General features: G+C 70.6%; 15 protein-coding genes. 8 read left to right on the forward strand and 7 right to left on the reverse strand.

Annotation, left to right across the window (positions count from 1 at the left end):
- Window positions 1-244 precede the first annotated feature (244 nt).
- The 4 genes from G3I71_RS21515 to G3I71_RS52735 are packed head-to-tail and all read left to right on the forward strand — an operon-like array spanning window position 245 to window position 4,080.
- The gene (locus G3I71_RS21515) at window positions 245-1,069 is read left to right on the forward strand and encodes a sugar ABC transporter permease (RefSeq protein WP_343243024.1); all 825 of its coding nucleotides are present in this window, start codon (window positions 245-247) and stop codon (window positions 1,067-1,069) included.
- Window positions 1,070-1,115: 46 nt separating this feature from the next.
- Complete coding sequence (locus G3I71_RS21520) at window positions 1,116-1,937, forward strand: carbohydrate ABC transporter permease (protein WP_164316469.1); 822 nt, start codon at window positions 1,116-1,118, stop codon at window positions 1,935-1,937.
- A 25-nt stretch (window positions 1,938-1,962) separates the two neighbouring features.
- Window positions 1,963-3,909 (forward strand): beta-L-arabinofuranosidase domain-containing protein, encoded by a 1,947-nt coding sequence (locus G3I71_RS21525; RefSeq protein ID WP_164316470.1) that lies wholly within the window; start codon window positions 1,963-1,965, stop codon window positions 3,907-3,909.
- A gap of 60 nt (window positions 3,910-3,969) precedes the next feature.
- Window positions 3,970-4,080 (forward strand): hypothetical protein, encoded by a 111-nt coding sequence (locus tag G3I71_RS52735; protein ID WP_343243025.1) that lies wholly within the window; start codon window positions 3,970-3,972, stop codon window positions 4,078-4,080.
- A gap of 163 nt (window positions 4,081-4,243) precedes the next feature.
- Here the strand turns inward: G3I71_RS52735 and tnpA are convergent, their stop codons facing one another.
- Entirely contained in the window at window positions 4,244-4,672 is a 429-nt protein-coding gene (gene tnpA / locus G3I71_RS21535) for an IS200/IS605 family transposase (protein WP_164316471.1), read from the reverse strand.
- A 23-nt stretch (window positions 4,673-4,695) separates the two neighbouring features.
- On the opposite strand from tnpA, the gene G3I71_RS21540 reads away from it, so the two are divergent.
- Together G3I71_RS21540 and G3I71_RS51255 are read left to right on the forward strand one after the other, a co-directional pair.
- Window positions 4,696-6,018, forward strand: coding sequence for an RNA-guided endonuclease TnpB family protein (locus tag G3I71_RS21540; protein ID WP_164316472.1), 1,323 nt, complete (start codon window positions 4,696-4,698; stop codon window positions 6,016-6,018).
- 191 nt (window positions 6,019-6,209) lie between these two features.
- Entirely contained in the window at window positions 6,210-6,428 is a 219-nt protein-coding gene (locus G3I71_RS51255; RefSeq protein ID WP_239149271.1) for a hypothetical protein, read from the forward strand.
- A 49-nt stretch (window positions 6,429-6,477) separates the two neighbouring features.
- Here the strand turns inward: G3I71_RS51255 and G3I71_RS21550 are convergent, their stop codons facing one another.
- Window positions 6,478-9,678 (reverse strand): glycoside hydrolase, encoded by a 3,201-nt coding sequence (locus tag G3I71_RS21550; protein ID WP_343243026.1) that lies wholly within the window; start codon window positions 9,676-9,678, stop codon window positions 6,478-6,480.
- 241 nt (window positions 9,679-9,919) lie between these two features.
- On the opposite strand from G3I71_RS21550, the gene G3I71_RS21555 reads away from it, so the two are divergent.
- On the forward strand, window positions 9,920-10,534 hold the full coding sequence (locus tag G3I71_RS21555) for a hypothetical protein (protein WP_164316473.1): 615 nt from the start codon (window positions 9,920-9,922) through the stop codon (window positions 10,532-10,534).
- Window positions 10,535-10,673: 139 nt separating this feature from the next.
- A complete protein-coding gene (locus G3I71_RS21560) occupies window positions 10,674-12,407 on the forward strand; it encodes a hypothetical protein (RefSeq protein ID WP_164316474.1) in 1,734 nt (577 codons plus the stop codon).
- A gap of 108 nt (window positions 12,408-12,515) precedes the next feature.
- Here the strand turns inward: G3I71_RS21560 and G3I71_RS21565 are convergent, their stop codons facing one another.
- The 5 genes from G3I71_RS21565 to G3I71_RS21585 form a co-directional block, all read right to left on the reverse strand.
- The gene (locus G3I71_RS21565) at window positions 12,516-13,169 is read right to left on the reverse strand and encodes a cutinase family protein (protein ID WP_164316475.1); all 654 of its coding nucleotides are present in this window, start codon (window positions 13,167-13,169) and stop codon (window positions 12,516-12,518) included.
- 82 nt (window positions 13,170-13,251) lie between these two features.
- Window positions 13,252-14,490, reverse strand: a complete 1,239-nt coding sequence (locus G3I71_RS21570) for a PucR family transcriptional regulator (RefSeq protein WP_164316476.1) — start codon at window positions 14,488-14,490, stop codon at window positions 13,252-13,254.
- Window positions 14,491-14,612: 122 nt separating this feature from the next.
- Complete coding sequence (locus G3I71_RS21575) at window positions 14,613-15,551, reverse strand: alpha/beta hydrolase family protein (protein WP_164316477.1); 939 nt, start codon at window positions 15,549-15,551, stop codon at window positions 14,613-14,615.
- 22 nt (window positions 15,552-15,573) lie between these two features.
- A complete protein-coding gene (locus G3I71_RS21580) occupies window positions 15,574-19,581 on the reverse strand; it encodes a type I polyketide synthase (RefSeq protein ID WP_164316478.1) in 4,008 nt (1,335 codons plus the stop codon).
- The gene (locus G3I71_RS21585) at window positions 19,578-21,359 is read right to left on the reverse strand and encodes a fatty acyl-AMP ligase (protein WP_164316479.1); all 1,782 of its coding nucleotides are present in this window, start codon (window positions 21,357-21,359) and stop codon (window positions 19,578-19,580) included. Before G3I71_RS21585 ends, G3I71_RS21580 begins: the two co-directional genes overlap by 4 nt.
- Window positions 21,360-21,381: the final 22 nt, after the last annotated feature.

Here is a 21,381-nt window from a genome sequence, read left to right on the forward strand (position 1 = left end):
TGGGGGCTGGTCGCGCAGTTCCCCGCGCCCCTGAAAAGCGGGGCTGCGCCCCTGCCTTTCAGCGGCACAGCCAGCCCACGTCCACGTCGCACGGCAGAGGAGAGCCATGCAGGTGAAGGCGGCTGACCCGACGGCGGCCCAACCCCGGACCCGGCCGGAACCCCAGGTCCCCCCGCCTCGCACGACCGCACCCCGATGGAGGTCCCGCAAAGTACAGGGCCTCGCCTACGCCACCCCCACGGCAGTGTTCGTCACCGTCTTCTTCCTGCTGCCCCTGCTCCTCGTCGGCCAGATGTCCCTCAGCGACTGGCCGCTCCTGGCCGGCGACCGGGGGATCAACGCCCCCGAGAACTACACCGACGCCACCGACACCACCCTGTTCTGGCCGGCGGTCCGCTTCACGCTCCTCTACACCGTGATCGTCACGGTCGTCCTCCTCGGACTCGCCCTTCTCCTCGCCCTGCTGGTGCAGGAGTCCCGCCCGGCGGCGGGTTTCTTCCGTACCGTCTACTTCCTGCCCAGCGCCCTCGGACTCGCCTCCGCATCCCTGCTGTTCTGGGGTTTGTACAGCCCCAGCACCGGACCCCTCAGCCGCATCCTGGAGCACCTGGGCCTCGTCGACGACCCGGTGTCCTTCCTCGGCACCCCGACCTCCGCCCTCCTCTCGACCGTCTTCCTCATCGTCTGGAAGTTCGCCGGGTTCTACATGCTGATCCTCCTCGTGGGCCTCCAGCGCATCCCCCACGAGGTGTTCGAGGCGGCCCGGATGGACGGCGCGAGCCGGGGCCAGATCTTCCGCTCCATCACGCTGCCGTTGCTGCGCCCGTCCCTCGCGCTGACACTGCTGCTCTGCGTGACCGGATCGCTGCTCGCCTTCGACCAGTTCTTCGTCCTCACCAAGGGCGGACCGGACAACAGCACGGTCACCGTCGTCCAGTTGATCTACCGGGAGGCCTTCCAGCGGATGAACCTCGGTACGGCGGCGGCCCTTTCGGTGATCGTGCTCGGCGTGCTCCTCCTGCTCAACGCCCTCCAGTTCCGCGGCCTGCGCCGCGCCGACGAGTCATGAGCCGACGAGTCATGAGAGCCCGTACACCAGCGGAAGGGAGACCACGGTGCTGACCCGCGCCCTCGGCCGTACGCCCTACTACGTCGTCGCCGGAGGGCTGGCCGTCATCTTCCTCTTCCCCCTGGTGTGGAACGCCTGGGCCTCGGTCAGCGGCCAACCCGGGACCGCACAGGAGTCCGGCTACGGCCTCGGCAACTACCGGACGCTCCTCGACTACGACGCGGGCCTGTGGCAGTACTTCCTCAACAGCACCGTCGTCTCCGTACTCACCGTCGTCCTGACCCTCGGAGTGTCCCTGCTGGGCGGCTACGCCTTCGCCCGCTTCGACTTCCCCGGCAAGAACCTGCTGTTCCTGCTCACTCTGGCCATCCTCATGGTTCCGTACGCCACCCTCCTCATCCCCCTTTACGTCCTGCTCGGCCGACTCCACCTCCAGAACTCACTGATCGGGCTGAGCCTCGTCCTGGCCATGTTCCAACTGCCGTTCGCCACCTTCATGATGCGGATCTCCTTCGAGGCGATACCGCGCGAACTGGAGGAGTCGGCGCTCGTCGACGGCTGCGGTACGGCGGGCGCACTGCGCCGGGTGCTTCTGCCCGCCGTACGACCGGGGTTGATCACCGTCGGCCTGTTCGCGTTCCTCGCGGCCTGGAACGACTTCATCGCCCCGCTGATCCTGATTTCCGACAGCGAGAAGGCCCCGCTGCCGCTGGCCGTGGCCAACCTCCGGCAGCAGAGCATGGGCGCCGTCGACTACGGCGCCACCGAAGCCGGGGTGGTGGTCCTCGCCGTGCCCTGTCTCCTCCTCTTCCTGCTGCTGCAACGGCACTACGTACGAGGCTTCATGTCGGGCGCACTGAAGGGCTGACCAACCGGATGAAAGGCATCAATTGGTGAGCGATAACCGAGAGTTGTCGACCGTGCTGCCCGTGGCACCGACCCGGGGACGACTGCGTCCGCTGGGCCTGGACGAGGTCAGGATCACCGGCGGTTTCTGGGCCGGGCGCCGGGAGGTCAACGCCACCGCCACCCTCGCCCACTGCCGCGACTGGATGGAACGCGTCGGCTGGACCGGCAACTTCCGGGCCGTCGCCGAGGGGCGTGTTCAACAAGACCGGCGGGGACGGGAGTTCGCGGACTCCGAGATCTACAAGCTCCTCGAAGCGATGGCCTGGCAATCAGGCACAGGCACCGGTACCGCGCTCGACCAGGACATTGCCGCGCTCGCCGTGGCCGTCGCATCCGCCCAGGAACCGGACGGCTACCTGAACACCGCCTTCGGCCACCCCGGACAGCAGCCCCGCTACAGCGACCTCGAATGGGGTCACGAACTGTACTGCTACGGGCACCTGATCCAGGCGGGCGTCGCCCAGGCCCGCGCCCGGGGCGAGGGCGAACTGACGAAGATCGCCCGACGCGCCGCCGACCACATCTGCGCAACCTTCGGCCGGGGCGGCATCGAGCGCGTCTGCGGCCACCCGGAGATCGAGACGGCCCTCGTGGAACTGGCCCGGCTGACGGGCGAGGAGCGCTACCTCGACCAGGCGGCCCTGTTCATCGACCGCCGAGGCCACGGCACCCTCGCCGACGGCGAGTTCGGCCGCGTCTACCACCAGGACGACCTGCCGGTACGGGAGGCCACGGTGCTGCGCGGCCACGCCGTCCGCGCCCTCTACCTGGCGTCCGGAGCGGTCGACGTTGCCGTGGAGACCGGCGACGAGGAACTGCTCGCGGCGGTCGTACGTCAGTGGGAGGCGACGGTCGCCCGGCGCACCTATCTGACCGGCGGCATGGGCTCCCACCACCGGGACGAGGCATTCGGCGACGACTTCGTCCTCCCGCCCGACCGCGCCTACTCGGAGACCTGCGCCGGCGTCGCCTCCGTACAACTCGCCTGGCGGCTGCTCCTGGCCACCGGCGACCCGCGCTATGCCGACCTCGCCGAGCGGACCCTGTTCAACGTGGTCGCCACCTCCCCGTCCGAGGACGGCCGGTCCTTCTTCTACGCCAACACCCTCCACCGGCGCCACCAGGGCCCCGTACCCGCCGCCGACGCCGTGAGCCCACGCGCCGAATCGAGCCTGCGCGCCCCCTGGTTCGCGGTGTCCTGCTGCCCGACGAACGTAGCACGCACCCTGGCCCAGCTCCCCGCTCACCTCGCCACGGCCGACGACCGGGGCATCCAGCTCCACCAGTACGCCGACGCGCAGATCACCACGTCCCTCACCGGCGGCCACGACATCGCCCTGCGCGTCCGCACCGACTACCCGTCCGGCGGCAACGTGACGGTACGGATCGACCGCTCGTCCCCGGCCCGCCCCTGGACCCTGTCGCTGCGCGTCCCCGCGTGGACGGAGGACGCCACGGCCTACCTGGTCGACCCGGACGGCACCTGCCGTACGGTCGGCCCGGGCACCGCCGAGATCACCCGGCTCTTCCTTCCCGGCGACGAGATCCGGCTCGAACTGCCTGTGGCGCCACGGTGGATGGCCCCTGACCCGCGCATCGACGCCGTACGAGGCACGGTCGCCGTCCAGCGCGGCCCGCTCGTCTACTGCGCGGAGTCCGTGGACCTGCCCGACGGTCGTGAGGTGGACGCCGTACGGGTGGATCCGTCGGCCGAGCCGGTGGACGGGCCGGAGGGCACCGGCACTGTGGTCGCGCCGGGCGAGCTCGTCGAACAGGACGGTCCCGGCGACCCCGTATGGCCGTACCGGCCACTCGACCGAGCGACCGATTCCGCCGCCGAGGGCACGGGAATCGTCCTGGTCCCCTACAACTCCTGGGCGAACCGCGGCCCTTCGACGATGCGCGTCTGGCTGCCGACCACAGAAACGTAGATCCAGAGCACCCTGACGTTCCGCGAGGGCGGCGACGGCAGCCTCGACCTGAAACTCCGGGTGCCGTCCTGGGTCACGGGAGGCTTCACCGTCACGGTCAACGGGGTTCCGCAGTCGGCCGGGGCCGCACCCGGGCTACCTCACCCTGAGCAGGAACTGGCAGCGCGGTGACCGGATCACCGTCTCCGCCCCGTACCGACGGCGCGTCGAACGGGCCCTGGACGATCCCACGGTCCAGTCGGTGTTCTACGGTCCGGTCCTGCTGGTGGCCCGGAGCCAGACCACGACCCGGAGGTGCGGAGCGCCGGAGTTCACTGCGTCTCGGGACACCGGCTCAAACGGGCCGCTGCTGGTTCTCGATGTACTGGCGGACGGCGGTCAGGGGTGCGCCGCCGCAGGAGCCTGCGAAGTAGGAGCCGGACCAGAAGTGTCCGCCCCATAGGTGGCGGCGGACGTGGGTGTCGTACTCCTGGCGGAGGTATCGGGAACTGACGCCCTTGAGGGAGTTGACCAGCTTGGAAAGCTGGACCTTGGGCGGGTAGTGGACGAGCAGGTGTACGTGGTCCTCTTCGCCGTTGAACTGTTTCAGCTCGGCCTCGAAGTCGGTGCAGACCTCCCGCATGATCTCTTCGGTGCGCGTCAGCATGGCATCGGTGAACGCGTTCCGTCGGTATTTGGTGACGAAAACCAAGTGGACGTGCAGGTTGTAGACAACATGACGACCGGTTCTGACATCGGGATTAGGGTTCCATCGTGGTGACATGAACCAAATGATACGGTGCTCGCGTGAGCAGCGAACTTGCTTGGGAGAAGCGGCAGTTCGGGCATCGTGCCCGTCTGGCGCTGACGCCTGCGCAGGTCCTGCTCATGGATGGGCAGGCCCACGCCGCCCGTGCGATGTGGAATCAGATCCACGACCTGTGGCAGATGACGCCGAAGTGCCGGCGTTCGCTGTCCCGCATGGACCAGACGTTGCGGCAGGCCCGTAAAGAGATCGACTGGTACGGGGTCCTTCCCGCGCAGGCCGCGCAGGCGGTCCTCAGGACGTACCTGCAGGCGTGGAAAAACTGCTGGGACGGCCGGGCTGAGGAACCCAACTTCAAGGCCCGTACCCGGTCGGTGATGTCCGTGGACGTCCCGCAGGGACGCGACCTCCAGATCAAGCGGGTGCACCGCCGATGGGGCATGGTCAACATTCCCAGGATCGGCCGTGTCCGGTTCCGCTGGACGAAGGATCTCCCCGTCGGCAAAGCCGCGAACAAGGAGAACCGCATCACCGGGGCACGGCTCGTCAAGGATGCGCTCGGCTGGCACATCGCCTTCCGTATCCAGACCCTGGAACCCAGGCCCGCCCCGCACGCCGGCCCCGAGGTCGGCATCGACGTCGGGGTGAACCTGCCCCTCGCCCTGTCCGACGGTAACCATCAGGACCACGGGCGTGTGCCCCGACTCCCGGACGCAACCGCCGACCGCGACAAGTGGTTGAACCCCGACGAGAAAGCCAGGCTCCTCCGCCTGGAACAGCGGGCCGCACACCGCAAGAGCTTCCGCAAACCCACCGAGCGCGGCTCGAAGCGGCTGCGTTCCACCTACGACCAGATCAAGCAGCTCCGCGCAAGAGCCACGCGCCGCGCCGTTGACTGGCAGCACCGGACCACCACCGGCCTCGCCCGCCAGTACGGCACGGTTGTGGTCGAAGCACTCACCATCACGAACATGGTCAAGTCCGCCAGGGGCACCACCGAGGAACCCGGGAAGAACGTCGCGCAGAAGTCCGGCCTCAACCGCTCCATCAGCCAAGAAGCATGGGGCCGCACCGTGACACAGCTGGCGTACAAGACCGCTCGCCAGGGCGGCACCCTGCACAAGGTCCCGGCCCCGAACACCTCCCGGCGCTGCTCGGCCTGCGGGTTCATCACCCCCGGCAGCCGCGAAGACCAGGCCACGTTCGTATGCAAGAACCCGGACTGCGGATGGGAAGGCAACGCCGACCACAACGCAGCCCGGAACGTCTTGCACCTGTACCGGACGGGCCACGCGCTCGTCCCGGCTGCCGGAAGGGCAGTCGCAAGGCGCACCCGTGGCGTCAAACCCACCACCGCAAGGTAGGTAGGAATCTCCCCCGTTCACAGGGCAGAGAACTTCAAAAGGACTTCACGCTGCAGGGCGACCTCGCCGCCTCGGTCAAACCAGAGGGCCGCCCGCTGCACTTCACCACGCACGGCCTGACCCTGGCCCCGTTCCACATCGCGGACACCGCCCGCTACCACGCCTACTTCAGGCGTTCCGAGCCCGTCGTCGTGTTCGGCACGGCCACCTCCGGGGTGCCCAACCGCGCCCGCACGGACGGACTGACCTTCCTCGACGTGCTCTGGGCGCGGGCTCCCTTCGTCACCCAGGGGGCCTTCGTCGACGCGGTCCGGGCCCTCGCCGACAGCTGGCTGTCCCAGGGGCTGTTGAGCCGGACCGAGCGGGACGCGGTCGTCGCCGCCGCCGTCCGGGCGAACCTGACGCGCTGACGGCCGGAGGGAGAGGAACCGAGCGGTTCCCCTCCCTCCGAGCGTGCCCTCAGCGTCGTACGAGTGTGATCCGGTACGTCGTCGTCCGCGTCCCGTCCTCACCGGTCACCGTGACGACCGCCGACGTCCGGCCGTGGTCGCGTACCTTCTCGACCGTGACGTCGGCGTAGGGGTCGCGAGCCGTCGCCGTGACCTCGGCCCGCACCGAATCGCCGGTCGCGACCCGGTAGTCGGTCGTCGCCGGGTCGAAGGACGCGACCGGCACGCCGGCCACCTCGATCGACGCGGCGGCCGAATCCGAGGCGACACCCGGCGACTTGGCGTACACCTCGAGCTCGCTCATGGTGATGTAACCGCCCTGACGTGCCGTCATGACCACCCGCACCCCGGCCGCAGGGCCCGCCGTCAGCGGTACGTCGATCACCGGCGCGCCCTCGGTCCCGACCGGCACGGTGTCGCTCGCGTCGGTCCACGTGTCGCTGCCGGTCGCCCGCACCTGCACCTTGAGGCCGGCGGGGAAGGACGCGTTGGAGCCGTCCCGGTAGAAGCGCGCGACGACCCTGCTCAGATCGCGGGCCTTCGGCAGCGTGTACGTGATGGTGTCGGAAGCGTTCTTGGTGTTCCCCGACTTCCAGTTCGACCACGCCTTCTCGGTCAGATCGCCGTTGCGCAGCTTCTCCGCCGAGTAGCCGCTCTCGGTGAACGTGGCGGCGACGGAGACGTCCGAGTCGGGCGCGATGTTCGTCGCCACCGGCTCCGTGACCTGGACGCGTACGGTCGCGTCGGCCGTACCGCCGCCGACGATCCGCGCGACGCCGTGCAGGGTGACGGTACCGGTCGCGCCGAACGCCCCCTCGGGCGCCGGATCCCAGGTGACCGGAAGGTCGGTCAGGCCGCCGTGCGCGCCGACACCGACGACCGTGGCGGGCAACTCCGGTTGCCCGCCCACGTAGGTCTTGGCGCGGCCGGGCAGTGTCGAGGCGATCGTGTCGACGGTGACGACCGCCGTCGCGGGGACGGTGCGCCCGAGCGCGTCGGTCGCCTCACCCCTGACCCGCACGGTCCCGGCCTTGCGCCAGGCCCGGTCCGACGGCAGATCCCACACCACGGGGAGCGTGCCCCGGGCACCGTCCGGGAACACCGGAGTCACTGTCGTCGGCAGTTCGGGCCGCAGGCCGGGGACGGTGAACGTCGTCGCGGGCTCGGTGCGCAGCACCGTCTCGTCGGGCACGGCCCAGCGCTGGTTCGTTGCCGAAGTCGGGGTGTACGTGGACACCTTCGCGCCGTCAGTGGAGGACTGCCCGGTGACGTCGAGCAGGCGGCCCGTGGCGGCGTTCACGAACGTCCAGGAGCCGTCGCCGGTGGTCGACAGGATCCACTGGGCGCCGCTGTCGGGCTCACCGTTCGCCGTGTCCGGGTTCTCCAGGACGGCCACGTTGTCGCGCACGGCGAGTAGTTTCCCGGTGGTGGCGCTGGTGAGGGCGTAGCGTTCGCGGTTCTCGGTGCCGGGCGTCAACTGCTGTACGGACCAGAGCTGTTGGGGGTTGGCTGCGTCGGTCGTGCGGATGACGACGCCGGTGCCGTCGTCCGACGGGGCCAGCGACTTGCCGCTCTGGGTGCCCTGGAGCCGGTAGACGTGCCCGGGCTGTACGAGGGCGGCGTCCTTCGCCACGCCGCTGACACCCTCGATCAGGAAGGTCGTCACCGACTTCGCGGGGACGGTGAGCGTCGCCGACCGGTCGGTCACCCGGACCGGAGTGCCCCGCACCAGCGCGCCGTCGGCGCTCGTCACCACGGGCGTGACGGAGGCCTTCCGCGAGGCCTTGCCGAAGCGCGAGAGATCGAGCGTCACGGAACGCGCGGTCGTGCCGCTGTTCACGTGCACCGCCGTCGCCGCACGGCCGGACGCCTTCACGGCGGCGACGGTGGACGCGTCGTCGGTCTTCACGAAGTGGTCACCGGGCCGGATGTAGTGCGTGAAGTTCCGGATGGTGTGGAACTTGGAGTTGGTCTTGATCGGGCAGGTCTCCAGGGTGTCCGCCGCCGTGCAGTTGAACGGGATGTGGATGCTGCCCCAGTTCTTGCCGGCCGCCGCCTGCGGGATCGAGTCCTCGATCGGCTGCCAGAACACCCAGGCCGAGGGCTCCAGTTCACGCATGTCGTCGACCATGCGGGTGGCGATGCCGAGCCCCGGGTCCATGCTCGTGAAGTCGGATCCGGTACCCCAGTTGCCCTCGACCTCGCTCATCCACAGCTTCTTGTCGGCGCCCTTGGCGATGTCCCGGGCGCTGGTGCGCATTCCGGTGCCGTAGGTGTGCACGTTGAGCTGGTCGACGGCGGCCCGGGCGTCGGCGCTGTAGGCGTTCCAGTTCTGGGTGAAGATGGTCGGGTTGGTCTCGTCCATCGCGGAGACGGTGGCGTCGGTCTTCGCTCCGGCGAGTGCCTTGTCGAGGGCCAGAACGACCTTCTGCTGGAGCGCCGGTCCGGCGTGCGCGCCTTCCTGCCGGCCGCCCGTGGGCTGACCGTCGGTGCCCAACTGGGTACCCCAGTAGTTGGTGTTGGGCTCGTTCAGCGGATCGATGGTGTCGAACCTGATGCCGTGCCGCTTCTCCATCTCCTCGGTCACCCGCACCAGATAGGCGGCGAACTCGTCGACACGGTCCGCGCGGATCTGGTCGGTGTTCGAGTCGAAGCCCCCGGAGACGTACCCGCTGACCGTCTGGAACCAGGGTGGCGAGTTGCTGAACGCCTCCCAGGTGGTGACCTTGTCCTTGACCTGGTCCACCCACCAGCGCTGGTTCGCGTCGGCGTCCCAGTTCCAGTCGTCCGGGTCGTTCGGGTCCCACCAGTCCATGTCCTTCTGGGTGGTGCCCTCGGGGGCCTTCCAGAAGCCCTCCATGGTCGCGCCGGCCTTCATGTAGTTCGTGCGGACGTCCGGGGCGTTGCCGCCGCCTATGTTGTAGCGCGCGATGTTGAGATCGAGCCCGTCCTCGCCGAACAGCATGTCCACGAGCCGTCTTCGGACGGGCTCCGGGTAGCCGCCCGTCGCGTTGGCGAACCAGACGAGGCTCGTCCCCCAGCCCTCGAACTCCTGCTGCTGGTACGACGGATCGATTCGCACGGTGACCGTGCTCTGTGCCGTCGCCTCCGCGCTCGCCGCGGGCTGTGGGACCAGGAGACCCGCGCCGAGTATCAGGGGAACCGCCGGAGCCAGAGCCCGGACGATGCGATGGCTGTGCCGAAGGGACACGGCACTCCCTTCCACAACAAGGAGGCGAACAGAACCGAACAGAAGGAATCGCGCTGACGGCATGCTTGATGACAAAAATGAACACGTCAAGATGGTGTGCAAGGTCCGTTGTGGCGGCGGCACTTGGCGCAGTTCATTGACGTGCCCGAAACATCTGGCTAGCCTCCCGGCAACCTGGGAAAGCGCTTTCAGGATGCCGTCGTCCCCCAATGCGACGGCTCATCCCCCCACAGGAGCCCCCATGAGTTCACAGCGAGTTTCTTGGCGCAACAAAGCGGTCGTGGCCGCCCTGGCAGCAGCGATGCTGGCCGGACCCGGCATAGCGCAAGCAGCCCCGCAGACCGCCCCGGTGGCCGGAGAGCAGGCCGCGGCGGCCACCATCACCTGGTCCCTGGTCCGGGCGAGCAGCCCCACGGCGGACCAGCAGAGTGCCTACAACCTCATCACCACGGCCATGAACGCCGCCGTGTCCCGCTACAACAACCTCAGCGACCTCGGGAAGACCATCACCGTCCGCTACGAGCCCGGTGTGCCCACCGCCGACGGCAGCCTCAACGGGACCATCCGCTTCGGCAGCAACCGCAGCTACATGACCGAGCGGACCGCTCTCCACGAGATCGCCCACACCATAGGCGTGGGCACCAGCTCGGGCTGGTCCTCGCTGGGCGGCAGCGGCACCTGGACCGGTACGCAAGCCGCCGCGCTGGTAAGGCAGTTCGACGGCTCCAGCGCCAAACTGTCCACCGGTGGCGGTCATTTCTGGCCCTACGGCCTGAACTACGAGAACGAGTGGTCCGGCACCGCGGCCGACCGCCACGTCCGGATCGTCGCCGCCATGAAGAACGATGGTCTGTAGGCGGGAAGAACCGTAGACGGGAAGAACCGTAGGCAGGAAGAGAGGACCGGTTGGTGCCTGATGACAAAGGCGCCACCGGGAGCTGCGTTCTTGTGAGCACCGCCTGATCGCGTGGTCCGCGCGGTCCTACGGTCCGGCTATGAATACGAGTCGCAGCAGAGGGACGCCCTTCAAGGGGCTGCGCGGCACCGCGCTGGCGGTGCTGCTGACCACCGGGACGCTCACCGCGGTGGCCCCGGAGGCGCACGGCGAGAGCACGCGCACCGAGGCCCCCGTGGCGTCGTCGAGCACGGCGGTCGCCGGAGTGACCGAGACGGTGGTCCGGGTGAAAGCACCACTGCCGGTGTCCTTCGGGGCCCGGCCGGCGGCGTGCGACTGGCTGTCGTACCTGCGCTACCGCTCCTCCGACGGGCCCACGGAATCGGCCGACGCCGACCGGATCCTCGTCGCCCAGCCGGGCATCCTGGAGGGCGCCGGGGCCTTCGACAGCGTCGCCCGCAACACTGTGGCGCGCGCTGCCGAACGAGGCCTGCACATCGAGTTCTGGGCCCTGGACCGGCGATCCAACTGCATGGAGGACCACACCGGTATCGACTCCGGCGACCAGCACGCGGCCGTCGACTACTACTACCGGGGCAAGCAGGTCGCGGGCCGTACGTTCGCCGGGTTCGTCGGCAACGACAAGCTCGGGTGGATGGCCAAGCTCGGTATCGAGCAGACCGTCCGCGACCAGTACACCCTGCTCACCGCCGAGTTGCCCGACCAGGAGCTGCGCGAGCGGAAGGTGCTGTGCGGCGGGCACTCCCTGGGCGGTGTGATCACCGGGTACTTCGCGGTCGCCGACTTCGACGGCAACCCCGCCACCACCACCGACGCCGGACACCGCCAGTGCGCGGGCTACTTCGCCCTCGACACCACCGTCTCCACCTCGCTCGCCGACCTGAGCGGCAGCATCCCGGACGACACCGACCTGCCCGACATCGGCCTCGGTTACGGCGTCGTGCAGGCCGGGCTCGACAGCGGACTGCTGCCGCGCTCGCTGTCCGCGCCGGTCCTGCTCAACGCCGAGACGATGACCCTGCTGGCCATCGCGGGGCTCGGCGCGATACGGGATCCGGGTGGCGAGGCCGACCTGCCGTCCTATCTGCCCGCCAACGTCAACATCGAGGCGACGAACCGCTTCCTGTTCTCCAAGGACGCCGCCACCTTCCTCACGGGCTCACCGGCGGTGAAGGACTTCCGGCTCACCAACGAGACGGTGCTCGGCGCACTGCTGGACGACAACTCCGTACCGCTGGCGTTCCTGCAGAGCAGCGTGGGGTTCTTCGACGGCGGGCCGATCGTGGACAAGAGCTTCCCCGCCGCCAACGGGAGCGACGCGCAGCCGGGGCTGTTCGGCATCGCGTACAAGGCCATCCCGGACCGCCCGCACGGACCGCTCTACACCTGGCGGAACTACGACCGCGTCGGCGACCCGGACGACCCCGGGTACCGGTCGGCCGACGGGACGCCGTTCACCGGCGCGGGCAAGGAGGTCACCGACATCCAGGAACTGGCCCGCAGCCTCGCCGAGCAGCCGCTCGACTTCACCGAGCAGTACTTCCCGACCAAGCTGGTCACCGACCTCGAACTGGCCACCTCCCCGCAGGTGAAGCGGCTCATCGTGCACCCGGACGGGCTCGCCGCCAACCCGACGCTCACCGTCCTCGCGGGCGACGGACTGCTGGCGGGCCGTGTCCCTGCCGACCTCGATCCCGTGATCGCCGACGGTTACCAGCATCTCGACGTGCTGACCGCCGCGCCCACGCAGAACAACGGCCGTCCGGAGCCCGTCTCCACGAGCCTCACGGAGTTCGCGCGGGATCCACGATAGCTACCTGAGCTTCCTCTCATGGAAGAAGGGCCCGGGAGAATTTTCTCCCGGGCCCTTTCCCGTACGAGTTTCCGTACGACTTGCCGTGTGGCTGCGGGTTCAGACGGCTCAGACCTTGCCCGCCGCGAAGTCGGCCGCCGCGCCGGCGTTCGCCGTGTAGCCGAGGTGGGCCAGCACGTCGCCCCCGCCGTTCTCACAGATGGGGTCGCCCTTGGCGCAGAAGTCGATGGTGCGGCTCTGGTAGGTGCCGGTGACGCTCTTGCCGATGGCGCGGATCGGGTTGCCGAACAGCAGCACCGCGGCGACCTTTCCTTCCAGCGCGGCGGGAATGGTGGCCACGATCGGGCTGCCGACCACCGCGCCGGCGCTGCTGATTCCGATGGAGTTGTCGACGACGTTCGCGCCCTGCGAATAGCCGACCAGAATGAAACGCTGGTTCGGGCACGCGGACGCCTGGCTCCTGACGTGGTTCACCAGATCCGAGTTGCCCTGCGCCGCCGAGGTGAGGGAAAGGTCAGCGGGGTAGTTCACCTTGTAGCTGGAAAGATTTTTGCCCGTCAGTTTCCGCTGGAGGGAGGAATACACCGGGTCGCCGACGATCGCGCCGAGCGTGCCCGGCTCGAACGTGCCACGAGCTGCGACGACGTCGATGTCGGTACAGGCGGCGGCGGATACGGCGGCGGTGGCGGCGGGTGCCGAGAGGGTGGCCAGTCCGGCTCCGCCGACGAGTGCGAGCGCGGCGATACAGAAGCGGATACGCATGGGGGATCCTTTGAGGGTGGGGCGCGGTCAAGCGCCTAAGAGAAAGGACATCCCGAACGTATTCGTGTTGCCGCACTGAGGGTTATGGACGGGAATTCAGGAATTCCTCGTTTTTTTGTGCCGACGTGAGTGCCAGGATCAGATCCAGGCGGTTGGCCGGGTCGTGCAGGGCGGCCTCGCCGAACACCTTCTCCAGCTGGCGCAGGCGATAGCGCACCGTCTGCGGGTGGATGTGCAGTCGGGCGGCGACATCGGGCACGATGCTGCCCGTGAGCAGCCAGGCGAGCAGTGTCTCCGCGAGCCTCCCGCGCTGCTGCTCCGAGACCGCGTCGAGGGGAGCGAGAGCGCGCGCCCGGACCAGTTCGAGCATGGGTTCGTCGCTGTGCAGCAGCAGGGTCGACAGATGGTCGGCGCAGCGCACCACCCCCTGCCGGGGGAGTATCCCGCGCCCCATCAGCCCGAGGGCCCGGGTGGCCCAGCGCAGCGACCTGGCGGCCTCGGTGAGCGGGACGGTCGGCCCGATCGCCGCCGGCCGCCCCCGCAGCGCGAGCGTGAACGCCCGGCCGCCGAAGCCGCCCGAGCCGTCCGGGTCGGGCACCAGCATCCGTGGCGGCCGGGAGTCCATGTCCACCAGCGCCCCCGCCGCCGCCAACGGCCGCTCCTCCTCCCGCTGGTCCGGCGAGGCCGCGAGGACGACGACCGCGACGTACGGCGGTACGGTCCACCGGGCGCCGTGCGCCATGTCCCGCACCGCCTCCGGGGACACCGGCCCCTCGCCCAGCAACAGACCGAGCAGCCGCCCCCGACGCCGCTCCAGCTCGTCCGTGCTGCGCAGCTGCCCTTCCGCATAGCCCGCTGCCGCGGCCTCGGCGACCTCGTGCACGGTCCGGAACGCCAGCTCGCCCAGCCCGGCCATGACCGCCGAGTCCAGCCCGAGTTCCTCCGTCGTGCGGCCCAGCAGCCGCCAGGCGTGCAGCCCCCCGACCCGCAGCGCGGACTGCAGGGTTTCGAGGCTGTGGCCCTCCAGCGCCTCGCCGCGCCCCAGCTCGTGGTAGATCGCGGTGATCGAGTCGCCCTGGCAGTACGGATCGGCGATGTGGTCGACGAACAGGGTGAGCGCCTGCACGACCCCCGATCTGAGGTGTGCCCGGTCCGTTCCGCCCGCCGACCGGGCGGCGTACTCCGGGACCTGGCTGCATACCTCCTGCTCCACCTCGTCGGCGACGGCCTCCAACTGGTCGCGCAGCAGTTTGACCAGGTCAGGCAGTACAGGGGCGGATCCCGGGCCGTCCGGTAAGTCGCGCGGGGCGGGGGTCGCCACGGAGGGCCCTCCTTTCACCCGGAAGCGGCTCACCCGAGGGCTGTTGCCCGTGAGGTGAGGGACGAGTCCTGGGTTGGACGGCCGTCCCCTCCGTTCCGTTCCGTGCCCCGACGGCACCGGCCTCACTCCGGCACCCCCAGCGCACCGGCGAGCATCGGCCACGACGCGGTGAACTCCCCTTTCCAGTAGTCCCAGCCGTGTCCTCCTCCCGTGTAGTAGTGCGTCGTGACCGGGACGCGGAGCAGCGCGAGCGTGTCGGTGAAGGCGTGTGCGGAGAGCCACAGGGCGCTCTCCAGCGCCTCGGGCAGCCAGTCACCGGTGCCGCCGACGATCCCGCTGCCGCTGGAGACGTACAGGGGGGTGCCGCGCAGCCCCTCGGCGCGGGACCGCGGGTTGAAGTCGCGCCAGGTGAGGAGGTTCAGGAGGGGGCTGCCCCACAGGGAGCGGGGCGCCAGGTTCTCGCGGGCCACGATGGCGTCCACGAGCGGGGGCACACCGGGTGCCATGGTGTCGAGGATGCCGCTGTACGAGGCCGCTGCCGCGAACAGCCCCGGATGGCGTGCCGCGTGCGCCATCGCGCCGTAGCCACCGGTGGAGACCCCGGCGACGGCCCTGACACCGGAGGCCCGGTACTGGCGGGCGAGCAGCGCGGGCACCTCCGTGAGCTGGAAGGTCTCGTAGTCGGGGCCGCCGCGCCAGGCGGTGGGAATGCCGGTGGGCCCCGCGTCCGGCATCGCCACGATCAGGTCGCGGCCCTCGGTGAAGGCCTCGATGTCCGTCTCCCGGGTCCAGGACGTGTAGTCGTCGTGGGCGCCGTGCAGCAGATACAGCACGGGGTAGGTCCGCCCGGTCTGTGTGCCGAAACTCGACGGCAGGATCAGTCGTACCGGAGCGCTGCGGCCCAGGGCGGAGGACGACACGGAGACGTCCAGGGTGCGGGCGGAGAGTCGGGTTGCGGCTCGGGCGGTGGCGGCTCTGCCGCCGAACAGCGCGGTCAGGCCGACGGCCGTCGCGGCTTTGGTGACGGTGCGTCGGGACACTCCGGTGCTGGGATGGGCCATGACTTGCTCCTCGTCGTCCGGTTCAGCGGCTCTGCTCGTCGAGTGCGCGCCGCAGTCGGGCGGCGACCTCGTCGACGTACGGCGGGTCGAGCAGCGACAGATGGTGCCCCGCGACCGGCACGACGGTCAGGCGCGTGCACACCTCGTCCCAGCCGAGCGCCTCGTCGTCCCGTTCGTACGCCGGGTCGCGCACGGTGTGCGGCGCGGGCTCGGTGGCCCGGAACAGGACCACCCGCCCGTCGTAGGGTCCGGGTCGGTGGGCCTCGCCGATCCTCAGGTCCAGATAGGAGGAGCGCTGGTGCTCCAGGGCGGCAGGCGGTACGTCGGCGACCTCGCGCAGGGCCCGCAGCACGGTGTCGATGCGCTCGCCGTCGTCGTCCATCGCGAGCAACTCGTTGTACGGAAGGCCAAGTTGGACTCCGTACGCATCGGCGACGTGACCGGCGAAGCCCGTGAAGTGGGCGCGGATCCGGTCGGCCGGGGTCTCGCCGGGCCGGGGGAGTGGCCGTACGGAGTCGATGAGGGCCACGAGCTCCACGTCCCTCCCGGCGGCGGTGAGTTGCCGCGCCGTCTCCTGGGCGACGAAGCCGCCGAAGGACCAACCACCCAGCAGCAATGCCCCGTTGGGGTGGGCGGCGGCGACGGCCTCGGCGTAGCGGCACGCCTTCTCGGTCACCGTACGGGCGTCCGGTAGCCGTTCCAGTCCGTACACCGGCCGCTCGTCACCGAGCCGTTCGGCGAGCGTCCGGTAGACGTCGGTGGTGCCCCCCGCTGCGTGGACGAGGAAGAGCGGGGCCCGGGAACCGGTGGCGCGCAGGGTACGCAGGGGAGAGGCCGACTTGCTTGCCACGAGCATCTGTTGAAGGTGATCGGCCACCGACCGGACGCTGGTGGCGCCGAGCAGGTCGCGCAGGGGCAGCTCGATCCCGAACTCGCCCTGCAGGGCGGTGCGGATGCGGACGGCCATCAGGGAGTCCAGGCCGAGGTCGGCCAAGGCGGTGGCGGGCGTGATGCGGGTCGCCGGGTGCCCGGTGACGGCGGCGATGTGATGACACAGCCGGCCGGAGACGGACGTGTCCGGTACGTCGGTCACCTCGGGCGCCGTCGGCGTCGTGGCCGGCGCGCGACCGTCCGTCCACCAGTGCCGGACGTGCCGCCAGCGCGGCGCGGGCAGGTCGATCACACGGCCCGGCGGCGACGGCAGGCGCCCGCCCGCGCAGTACAGGGCGCCCACCTGCGTCAGGAACCCGGCGGAGCTGTCGGCGTCACGGCGCAGGGTGCCGATGGCGAGGGCGCCGGGCGCAGTGTCGAGGACGGCCCGAATCAGGACCGGGTGCGGCGAGATCTCGACGAAGGCGTGGTGACCGTCGGCGAAAGCCGCCGCGACGGCCCGGTCCAGGCGTACGGGCCGTCGCAGGTTCGCTGCCCAGTGGGCGGCGTCGAAGAGGGAGTCGTCGCGTGGGTCGTCCAGGACGGTGGAGTAGACGGGGACGAGGGGTTGTCCGCCCCTGATGTCGGCCAGGGCGTCGGTCAGTTCCGGGAGCAGCGGCTCGACCTGAGGAGAGTGCCCGGCTCCGACGACGTGCAGGGCGCGCGCGGTCCGCCCCTGCTGCTCCAGCCGCCGCACGAGCCGGGCCACCGCCGGCTCCTCCCCGGCGACGATCTTCTGTCCGGGCGAGGAGTGCACGGCGACGCAGACACCGGGAAAGTCCCTTTCCAGGGCGTCGAGTTCACCGTCGTCGAGGTCCACGACAGCCATGGCGCCGCCGCGCAGTCCGCTGAGCAGCCGCGCCCGTACGGCGACCACCCGGGCGGCCTCCGACACGTCCAGAGCGCCCGCGCACACCGCGGCGGCCACCTCGCCCACGGAATGGCCGATGACGGCGGCGGGCTCGACACCGTACGAGCGCCACAGCTCGGCGAGGGCCAACTGGAGCCCGAACAGCACGGGTTGGGCGACTTCCAGCCGGTCCAGGTCGCCGCCGTTCGCCAGGTGCTCGTACAGGGACAGCCCGCACTCCGGGGCGATCTGCGCGTCGAGCTTCTCCACGGCGGCGGCGAAGGCGGGTTCCTCGGCCAGCAGCCGCTGCCCCATGCCGGTCCACTGGCTGCCGTACCCGGAGAACACCCACACCGGCCCGCGCCCGACGAGATCCCGCTCGCCGGTCACGACCTGCGCGTGAGGGTTCCCATGCCCCAACGCCCTCAGCCCGTCCGCGAGTTCGACGGTGTCGCGGGCGGCGACCGCGGCGCGCACAGCACCCCGCCCGACTCGCCCGGCGAGCGTGCGCGCCACGTCGGCGGGGTCCGCGCCGCTGCCTTCGGGCGTACCGAGCCAGTCGGCGAGCCGGATCGCGGTGTCCCGGAGTCGGACGGTGTCGACGTCGGAGAGGAGATGGAGGCGGGCGGCCGGGTCGTCCTCCCGGGGCGGTGGGAGGACGTCGGGCCGCCATTCCTCCAGTACCGCATGGGCGTTGGTGCCGCCGAACCCGAAACCGGACACCCCGGCGGTGGCCGTACCGCCGTAGCGCGGCCAGGGCTCACACTCGGTGACCACCCGCAGCCGTTGGTCGTCCAGGGCGCTCCCGTCCGCGCAGTGCAGGGACGGCGGAACGGTGTCGTGGTGCAGCGCGAGGACCGTCTTCACCAGCCCGGCGATGCCCGCGGCGGACTCCAGGTGGGCGAGGTTGCCCTTGACCGAGCCGAGCAGCAGCGGCTGGTCGGGGTCGCGGCCCGCACCGAGCACGGCACTGAGTGCACCCGCCTCGATCGGATCGCCGAGCGGGGTACCCGTACCGTGCGCCTCGACGTGGTCGATATGCGCCGGAGTGAGACCGGCCCGAGCGTAGACAGTCGTCAACAGGGCCTTCTGGGCAGCGGGGTTGGGCGCCAGGAGGCCGTTGGAGCGGCCGTCGGAGTTGACGGCAGTGGCGCGGATGACGGCGAGGACGCGGTCGCCGTCCCGCTCGGCGTCGGACAGCCGTTTCAGCAGCACGGCCGCGCATCCCTCCCCGCGTCCGATGCCGTCGGCCGCCGCCGAGAACGGCTTGCACCGGCCGTCCGGCGCGAGCGCCCCCGCTCGCCGGAACGCCACACTGACGGTGGGCGAGAGCAGCAGGTTGACCCCGGCGGCGATCGCCGTGTCGCTCTCACCGGTGCGCAGGCTGACACAGGCGTGATGCACGGCGACCAGCGAGGACGAACAGGCGGTGTCGACGGCCATGCTCGGTCCGCGGGTGTCCAGCACGTACGCCAGCCGCCCAGCCGTCACGCTCAACGCCCCGCCGGCAGGCGCCCAGGGGTCGACGGCCGCCGGGTCGGCACCCGTCAGCAGGCCGTACTCCGCGGCGGAGACGCCGACGAAGACACCGGTGGCGCTGCCGGCGAGGGAAGCGGCCGGGACGGCGGCATGGTCGAGGGCCTCGTGGACGACCTCCAGGAGGATCCGCTGCTGCGGGTCCATCACCGCGGCCTCGCGCGGTGTGACACGGAAGAAGTCCGCGTCGAACCCCGCGATGTCGTCGAGGTAACCGCCGTACAGGGGCGCCTCGTCGGGCGGGAACGGGCCGAAGTCGCGCCACCGGTCCTCGGGCACCCGGCGGACGGCGTCGACGCCGTCGGTCAGCAGCCGCCAGTAGTCGCCCGGCCCGTGCACACCCCCGGGCAGCCGGCAGCCGACCCCGATGACCGCGATGGGCTCGTCGGACGCAGCCGGGGGAGGGGCCGGTCTGTCCGCCGGATCTTTCCCGGTCCCGGTCCCGGTCCCGGTCCCGGTCCGCGTCCCCGATTCCGTGTGGCACAGATACGCCACCAGGGCGTCCCCGGTGGGTGCTTCCCACAGCAGCGTCGCCGACAGCTCAAGACCCGTTGCCCGCGAGAGTTCCCCGGCCAGCACGACCGCGTCCCGCGAAGACATTCCGAGGTCGGCCAGCGGCCGGTCCATGGGCACGTCCTCGGCAGGCGTACCGCTCCAGGCGGCGACCCGCTCGGCGACCAGCCGGCGTATCGGGCCCTCGTCGACCCGCCTCATTCGCCCGACTCCGCAGGCTCTGCCGATTTAGTCGATTTCGCCGACTCCGGCGTGTAGGCCCCCTCCAGATAGCGTTGCCGCGTAAGCGCCCGGGCCACCTTGCCGCTGGACGTACGGGGCACGGTGCCCGGCGGCACGAGGACGACATCGGCGAGCCGCAGTCCGTGCCGCGCCGAGACCGCGGCGCGCACGGCACGCACCAGTCCCGGTAGGTCGATGTCCGCGAGGCCGATGCTCCGTACGTGCTCGGCCACGACGACCACCAGCTCTCCCGCGTCACCCGGCACACCGAACGCGGCGAGCCGGTCGGGCCGGACAGCGCGGTCCGTGTCCTGGACCGAGGCCTCCACGTCCTGCGGGTAGTGATTGCGGCCGTCGACGACGATGAGGTCCTTGAGCCGCCCGGTGACGATCAACTGCCCGTCCAGGAAGGTGCCCAGGTCACCGGTGCGCAACCAGTGACCGGTACCGGTCGTGTCGTCGGAGAACATGGCGCCGAACACCCGCCGCGTCTGCTCGTCCCGATTCCGGTAGCCGCGCCCCACGTTGGGACCCTGCACCCAGATCTCACCGACCTCTCCCTCGGACAACCGGGCGCGTGACACGGGATCGGCGATACGCACCCGCTGGCCCGCCGGAGTGCCGCAGCCGGCCAGCGTCACGGCTGTGGTGTCGTCGGCCCGCGCGGACAGGGCCTTCCCGGTGGCGAGGGCGTCGCGGTCGAGCGAGAACCGGCTGAGCGGCTCCCCGGGCCGGGCGGCGCTGACAAAGACGGTGGCCTCGGCGAGCCCGTACGACGGGCAGTGGGTGTCCGGCGCCAGCCCCTGGGCGGCGAAGGCGGCGTGGAAGCGGTCGGCCGTGCCGGGGCGGACCGGTTCGCTGCCGTTGAGCAGCGCGGCGACACCGTCCAGCCGCAGGTCCCGCTTCTGGGCGTCGGTGACGGCCGAAGCGCAGTAGTCGTAGGCGAAGTTGGGCGCCGCGCTCAGCGTACGAGGATGCGCGGCGAGCAGCCGCAGCCAGCGCACCGGTTCGTGCAGGAACGCGGCAGGATCCATGAGCACCGACAGCAGTCCCCGTACGACCGGAGCGGCGACACTCAGGACGAGCCCCATGTCGTGGTACAGCGGCAGCCAGCCCACACAGGTCGCCGGATGCTCGTCCAGGCCGTAAGCCGCCAGCGCCTGACGGGCGTTGGCGACCACGTTGCCGTGACTGATCTCCACGCCCGCCGGGGAACGGGTCGAACCGGACGTGTACTGGAGGTACGCGACCGAGTCACCGTCCGGCACGGCCGACGGCAAGTCCCCGCCCGTGTCGGGCATTTGGTCCACGGCGATGATCCGGACCGGCAGACGGGCGCAGAAGTCCCGCACCTGGTCAAGGATGTGACTGGTCGTCAGAACAACCTCTGGACACGCGTCGTCCAGTACGGCCGCGAGGCGGTCGCCGTGCCCGGGCAGGCTGGGCGGATACAGCGGGACGGCGACCAGCCCGGCCGTGAGCGCCGCCAGAAAGGCGGTGACGTACTCCGTACCCTGCGGGCACAGCAGCGCGACCCGGGTGCCGGGCTCGGCCTCTTCGGCGAGGCGGGCTGCCAACGCCCCTACCCGGAGGTCCAGTCGGCGCCAGGTCAGGGTGCGGTGGACGCCGCGCGAGTGCGGCGCGGGATGGTCGACGAAGGTGAACGCCCGGCGGTCGGGGGTGGTCTCGGCCCAGTGTCGTAGGTACTCCGGCAGACTCCGGTGGGCGGGGGCGAGCGGGGGGCGGCGGCTGTCCATCGGGCATGGCTCCTCACATCGC

Origin of the sequence: Streptomyces sp. SID12501, assembly GCF_010550245.1 — a bacterium.
Lineage (GTDB): Bacteria > Actinomycetota > Actinomycetes > Streptomycetales > Streptomycetaceae > Streptomyces.